Annotated in this window: 6 protein-coding genes; 3 read left to right on the forward strand and 3 right to left on the reverse strand. The window is 54.1% G+C overall.

Going from position 1 to position 6,282, the window contains the following annotated elements; translation table 11 throughout:
* Nucleotides 1–130: 130 nt before the first annotated feature.
* Complete coding sequence (locus B9Z43_RS16850) at nt 131–1,105, reverse strand: tripartite tricarboxylate transporter substrate binding protein (RefSeq protein WP_108327074.1); 975 nt, start codon at nt 1,103–1,105, stop codon at nt 131–133.
* A 106-nt stretch (nt 1,106–1,211) separates the two neighbouring features.
* Here B9Z43_RS16850 and B9Z43_RS16855 point away from each other — a divergent pair, with 106 nt between their 5' ends.
* A complete protein-coding gene (locus B9Z43_RS16855) occupies nt 1,212–1,958 on the forward strand; it encodes a DUF3047 domain-containing protein (protein ID WP_108327075.1) in 747 nt (248 codons plus the stop codon).
* A 119-nt stretch (nt 1,959–2,077) separates the two neighbouring features.
* Here B9Z43_RS16855 and B9Z43_RS16860 read toward each other — a convergent pair whose 3' ends face one another.
* The gene (locus tag B9Z43_RS16860; RefSeq protein ID WP_158270146.1) at nt 2,078–3,220 is read right to left on the reverse strand and encodes a porin; all 1,143 of its coding nucleotides are present in this window, start codon (nt 3,218–3,220) and stop codon (nt 2,078–2,080) included.
* A 260-nt stretch (nt 3,221–3,480) separates the two neighbouring features.
* On the opposite strand from B9Z43_RS16860, the gene B9Z43_RS16865 reads away from it, so the two are divergent.
* The gene (locus B9Z43_RS16865) at nt 3,481–4,830 is read left to right on the forward strand and encodes a phage integrase SAM-like domain-containing protein (protein WP_108327077.1); all 1,350 of its coding nucleotides are present in this window, start codon (nt 3,481–3,483) and stop codon (nt 4,828–4,830) included.
* Between the two features lie 4 nt (nt 4,831–4,834).
* Here the strand turns inward: B9Z43_RS16865 and B9Z43_RS16870 are convergent, their stop codons facing one another.
* Nucleotides 4,835–5,281, reverse strand: a complete 447-nt coding sequence (locus B9Z43_RS16870; protein ID WP_108327078.1) for a DUF6641 family protein — start codon at nt 5,279–5,281, stop codon at nt 4,835–4,837.
* Nucleotides 5,282–5,508: 227 nt separating this feature from the next.
* Between B9Z43_RS16870 and B9Z43_RS16875 the strand changes: the two genes are divergently transcribed.
* Entirely contained in the window at nt 5,509–6,195 is a 687-nt protein-coding gene (locus B9Z43_RS16875; RefSeq protein ID WP_146186083.1) for a S9 family peptidase, read from the forward strand.
* The last annotated feature ends 87 nt before the right edge of the window (nt 6,196–6,282 follow it).

Raw genomic sequence — 6,282 nt, forward strand, 5'->3', positions numbered from 1 at the left:
TCGTACAGCGGTTGGTATCCGTCACGCTTTCTAATCACACCGCTGGCGCAAGCCAGTGGATGATTTAAAAGTCAAAAACCCACCGTGGCAACACGGTGGGTTTTTTTATGGTCAGGTCAAATCAGCTGTTTTACTGAGGCGTCAAGCCCGCCTTGACGATCACATCGCTCCAGCGCTTGATGTCGCTGTCCAGCAACTGCGCCAGTTGCGCAGGTGTGCTGGCTTTGGCCTGCACGTTGAAGCCGGCCAAGCGTTGCACCATCTCGGGTTGCGCCAGGATCTTGCCCAGTTCCTGGCTCAGGCGGTCCACCACGGCCTTGGGGGTTTTGGCAGGGGCAGCCAACGCGTTCCACGAGGACACGTTGAAGTTGCTCAGTCCAGGCAGCTCGCGCACCGTGGGGGTTTGCGGCAGATCTTTGGGGCGTTGTTCGCCCATCACGCCCAACAGCCGCACAGCCTTGGCGTTGATTTGGGGCTTCATGGGGCCCAAGATTTCAACCGCCACATCCACCTGACCACCGCGCAACGCATTGATCACGGCTGGTGTGCCGTTGTAGGGCACGATCTGAGCGATCAAGTTCGCTTGCGTGCGCAGCAACTCAGCGGCCAGGTTTTGGGTGCTGCCGATGTTGATGGTGCCCATGTTGAGTTTGCCGGGGTTGGCACGGCCAAAGGCGATCAGCTCCGCCAGGGTTTTGAAAGGCGAGTTCTCGGGGACCACCACCGCCATGTCGAACAAGCCCAGCAAAGACACCGGCGCAAAGTCGGTTCGCGGATTGAACGGCAGCGACTTGAACAAGCCCGCACTCACGGCGGTGCCGTTGGACATCAACAGCAAGGTGTGGCCATCCGGCTCGGCACGGGCCACGATCTCACCGGCCACAATGCCGCCTGCGCTGGGGCGGTTGTCAATCACCACGGATTGGCCCAGGTTTTCGGACAGTTTTTGCGCCACGGCGCGTGCGGTCAGGTCGGCCACACCGCCGGCACCAAAAGGCACCACGATCTTGAGTGGTTTGCTGGGAAACGAGGCCTGCGCCCAAGCGTTGGCGGCGGGCAGTGCGCTCAATGCAGCGGCTTGGATCAGGGTGCGGCGTTGGATCATAGGGAAACCTTTAAAACTGATGAAGCAAAAATTGACTGACAATTCAGATGAATCACGGTGCGGTATTTATACACGCATCCCTTCAATCAAGCGGCTCAATAACCCCATGCCTTATCTTTGTATTGGACGTCGGTCTGCGGTGTGTGCCTCTGCAGCCCTGTTGCTGAGCGCATGCGCTTGGCGCAGCGAAGCACCGCCATCGGTTTTGAGCAAACCGGCCAGCCAAGGCCTGCATTTTCGGCCGCAAGACAAGGCGCAATGGGAACCGGTGACCTTGCCCGGCAAACTGCGTACCGCATTCAAACTGGACAAACGCGACCAGCGTGCCGCGCTGCAGGCCGATGCACAGTCTTCTGCCAGCATGCTGCGGCAAAAGCTGAACATCCCACCAGAACAATTGGGCCGTTTGCGTTTTGACTGGCAAGTTGAAAACTTGATGACCGAGGCCGACATGTCGGTGCGCGAAACCGAAGATTCACCAGTGCGCTTAATTCTGGCGTTTGAAGGCGACCGGAGCCGGTTCTCCGCCAAGAACGCCATGCTCAACGAGCTGACCCGGGCCATGACGGGCGAAGAATTGCCCTACGCGACCTTGATGTATGTCTGGAGCAATCGGCATCCGGTGGATTCGGTCATCGTCAACCCGCGCACCGACCGCGTGCGCAAATGGGTGATCGAATCAGGACCATCACAGCTGAACCAATGGCGGCATTACCAGCGCGACATCCGCGCAGATTTTGAGAAAGCCTTTGGCGAGCCCCCCGGCGCCTTGGTGGCACTGGCCATCATGACCGACAGCGACAACACGCGCAGTAAGGTTCGGGCTTGGTACGGGGACATCTGGCTGGATTGAATGGTTTTTGAGCACGTGCTTTGAGTAAGCACAGGGCAGAGACCATAAAAAAACCCACCGTGGCAACACGGTGGGTTTTTGACTTTTAAATCATCAACTGGCTTGCGCCAGCGGAGTGATTAGAAAGCGTGACGCACGCCAACAGATGTACGACCAAATTTCTGATCGGTCAGAGCAGCAACGTTTGCAGCGCCACCGATTTGCTGAGGGTTCACTGCACCGTTCATAGCACGAGCCTTGTCGTCGATGGACTCAGCACGGAAGTACACGGCAGTGCGCTTGCTCAGGTTGTAGTCAGCACCCAGTGCCACCAATTTGGACTTTTGACCGGAGTAAGTACCAGCATCAGCCTTCAATTCACCAACTTGAGCCATCAGGACCACAGCACCCATGGTGTATGTGCCGGAGATGGTCATGGCTTTGTTGTTGGTGCTGCTGGTGTTTGTCTTGTTGGTCTGGTACAGACCGAACAACTTGGCAGCGCCGAAGGCGTAGTTGGCACCCAAGGTGTTGACTGTGGAGTCAGTAGTGCCTGTGCCAACTTGCTTGTAGTCTTGCTTCAAAGAGCTGAACGAAGCGGCCAGAGGACCGTTGGCGTAGTTGATGCCCAGCTCGGTGGTGCCTTGCATGTCGTAAGCGCCCAGGCCACCGAAGCTGGTGTCCTTAACGCCAACTGCAGTGTAAGCACCGGGAGTACCAGCGTCAGCTGTGCCGTTGGCTTTGGTTTGCTTGCCAGCGTAGTACAAAGAAGCGTTCAAGCCGCTGAAAGAAGGCGACACGTACTTGACCGAGTTGTCGGAACGCACTTGCGAAGTGCCTTGCGCATCGTTCACGTAGAAAGTGCGGAAGCCCGAACCGATGGCGGTGCCGAAAGGCTGGCCAGTCAGGTAGGTGCCCAGTGTGTTGTAGTTCACGGCGCCAGCGTCGATCGAACCGAAACCACCAGCCAAGCCCACGCGGATTTCGCCGTTGCCGAATGTAGACGCTGCAGCAACAGTTTCGTTGCCCAAAGTCACTGGAGTGGAGGCAGAACCGGTGTTGCCCTTGTTGGACACGGTGTTCCAATCGGTTTCAACGCGGAAGTTGGCCTTCAAGCCACCGCCCAGGTCTTCCGTACCGCGGAAGTTGATCTGGCTGGTCGAAGAACCGTTGTTGCCGATGCCGTTGACTTTGCCGCCTTTGTAGTTGATGGCTTGGTAGCCCACGTCCACCACGCCGTCAATTTGAACGGAAGATTGTGCGAAAGCACCAGTGGCTGCCAATGCGGCCAGAGCGAACAGTGTTTGATTTTTCCACTAAGTTGCTTGAAGGTGCCAATAGGGTGCCAAGAAATTTCCAACATCAAAGTGAACAAAGTTGTTGGCCTGCAACTGCACAACTGATCACGCATCTGCAGCACTATTTTTCTGTACGGCACGCACTGGAAATGCACGGCAGCGGCACGGTAAAACTGTCCCCGTAAATCGTGCCAAGCGTTCCTGCACGCGGTTGCATTTGCGATGCACAACAGTAAGCTTAAGTGATGTTGGACCGTTTTACCGCAAGCACTCACACAAGTGCAAATGACAGCCATTACAAAACGCACGAACGCGAACGCACCGTGCCAATTCCATCAACCATTACGCCTGTGCCTGGCTATCCCCAAAAGCTTGTAATCTACAAAATCGCAGCCAGCAAGTTTTGGCAAGTGCGCTGTTGGATTGCAGGTAAGACCCACCGCAGCAGTACACGCACACAAAGCCAGCGTGTGGCACAAAGTTATGCACGCACTTTTTATGAACAGCGGCTAGCGCTGTCGGCCAGTTTTCAGGCAATGGCGCCCAACGCACGCCACGATGCTGCCGGCGGTCCCGCAGTCAAGCCACAGCACACATTTGCAGCATTGGCTGCACAGATGACTGCAAACGAACAGGCGCGGGTTGATCGCGGTGAGTTTGCACTTGGCAGCTTGAAGGTCTTACGCAATCGTCTGGATGCACACATCTTGCCGAGATGGGGCAAGCACTCACTAGATGCTATTGATCACGCAGCTTTGCTGTCCTTCACACAATACCTCAGCAAATGCTTTTCATCCACAACCGTCAGTCAGTACCTGATCATTGTGCGCAAGGTGCTGACCTTGGCTGTAGCAGTTGGCACACTGGACAAGCTGCCAGAGTTTCCAAAAATCCGTGTGCAAACAACTCCACGAGGTGCCTTTACGCCAACTGAATACTGGCGCATCATCCGCACTGCACGCAAGCTGCAAGGCACACGGCACCCAGACAGCGACAGCTCTTTGCGCAAGAACTACCGTCTGCGTTCAGCGGAATACACAATGCCGCCAGATGTTGCTTGGGCAGTTGGCTTTATGGTCAATAGCTTTATAAGACCAAGTGACCTTAAAACATTGAAGCACAGGCACATTGAAGTGGTGCGCAATGACAATACCTACTTACGCTTGACGCTGCCTGAAACAAAAAGCCACGGCCGTCCCATTGTCACGCTACAACCAGCAGTGCGCATCTATCAGCAGCTGACACGGCACTATGCGGCCAAGAAGCTTGCTGCACCAGACGACTACTTGTTCCTGCCACACCTGCGTGACCGTCACTATGCTCACTGGGTCTTGGCGTTTTACTTCAACTGGGTGCTGGCAAAGCTTGGCTTAAAACTTGGACCACACGACCAAGAACGCAGCTTGTACAGCTTGCGTCACTCCAGCATCACTTTCCGTCTGCTGTATGGACAAGGCATTGACTTGCTGACACTGGCTCGCAATGCACGCACCAGCGTCGAAGTCATCAACAATCACTATGCAAGCACGGTGACTGGAGAGCAGAACATTGCATTGCTGCAAAGTCGTCGCTCTCGCCAGTCATCCAATTCTTGATTGCTTACTTCTTGAAGCCATCGCGCAACTTGACGCTGACGCTTTCGATCTGCACATCCAGTTCGCCGTTGCGTGTCGCAGCAATCACCGTATCCAGCACTGTGACCAGGTTAGTCTGTTCGCCAACATCAATCGCTGTCTTGCCTTTTTGCAGTTCGATCTGCTTGCTGCCATATTGCACCGCAAGCAGCACCTCCCCTTTTTCTCCGGTCCAAAACCAAGGCTTAATACGCACAGGTACTTCTTTAACCACTCGAGCCCCTGTATCTGCATCTGTAAATGAACGGTAGCGTGTGGGTGCATAGTGCCGGCCTTCGTTCAGTGCAGCAGCTAGCTCGCGTTGTTCAATCAGCTTTTGCAGCAATTTATTGCGGCGTTTGACCACATCAGGAAGTGCACGGGTTTTGCGTGCCGCTGTGAGTTTGAGGGTATTGAGAATGTTAGTGCTCATCGTTTGATCCTTTTCAAAAATTGATAAAGCACAGACAAGTATGTGTTCAGCCACCATGGTCGAGCAACCTTAGTCCGTCCAGTTTGGCGGGGCATTGGCGCAGATGTCGTGTTACGAGAAAAATCAGCGTTGAAGGCCTATCGATCGTTGAACTGCATTGCCGGATCTTTGCAATCTGATTGCATTCAAATCGGTTGTATATAAAAATAACAACAAAAAGGATCAAGATGCTTTTAACCCGATTGACTCTCACGCTTGCGTTGCTAATAACGCTTCCTCTGGCTCACGCACAAGAGCGCATCAGCTATACCTACAAAACGTTAAGCGGCGCAAGCGAAAGCTTGGATGCCGTTATCACCAAATCTCTTATGGAAGGCAAACGGCCCGCGGTGGTCATCTTGCACCATTCAGGTGGTTGGGATGCAGGAACCAACAAACAGTATGTAGAACTGCTTTCGCAAAATGGCTTCATTGCCATGGAACCCATTCTGTTTCGCAGACCGACAAAAACCACATACGGTGAGAGTCTTGCCAAGGCCATGGGGGCCATCAACTACCTCAGCACACGTTCTGACGTGGACATGAGCAATGTTTCGGTCATCGGAACCTCTTATGGTGCTAACTTGAGTGTGTTCATGGCGACGCAATGGGCGCAGAAGAAGTTTCTTCCAGAACAAATCAAAATTCGCAAAGTTGCGGCCCTTTACCCAGTCTGCTGGTTTTATCCCAAATTGATCAAACGCGATACCAACTCGTGGTTCTTTAAAGAACGCCTTCAAGATTTTCCTGCAGACATGATGGACAACTGGGCCAACATCCCCATGAAGTTGTTCGCTGCAGGGCAAGACGATTACAGCGGCAAGGATGCTACTGTTGACCTGCCCCCTCTGGCCGTACCAATCAATCGGAAGTAGTCCAAGGGTTCAAGGTTAATCCAAAACTTGAGGGTTGAGATTTGCAGCGGCATTGGTTTGAATCCTTTGCTGCTGCGCGAACTGAGC

Origin of the sequence: Limnohabitans sp. MMS-10A-192 (assembly GCF_003063335.1) — a bacterium.
In the GTDB taxonomy this organism is placed as follows: Bacteria; Pseudomonadota; Gammaproteobacteria; order Burkholderiales; family Burkholderiaceae_C; genus Limnohabitans_A.

What these genes read in the sequence shown, in the direction of transcription:
- B9Z43_RS16850 (WP_108327074.1), bottom strand. Translation starts at nt 1,105, where the DNA reads ATGATCCAACGCCGCACCCTGATCCAAGCCGCTGCATTGAGCGCACTG.
- B9Z43_RS16855 (WP_108327075.1), top strand. Translation starts at nt 1,212, where the DNA reads ATGCCTTATCTTTGTATTGGACGTCGGTCTGCGGTGTGTGCCTCTGCA.
- B9Z43_RS16865 (WP_108327077.1), top strand. Translation starts at nt 3,481, where the DNA reads ATGTTGGACCGTTTTACCGCAAGCACTCACACAAGTGCAAATGACAGC.
- B9Z43_RS16870 (WP_108327078.1), bottom strand. Translation starts at nt 5,281, where the DNA reads ATGAGCACTAACATTCTCAATACCCTCAAACTCACAGCGGCACGCAAA.
- B9Z43_RS16875 (WP_146186083.1), top strand. Translation starts at nt 5,509, where the DNA reads ATGCTTTTAACCCGATTGACTCTCACGCTTGCGTTGCTAATAACGCTT.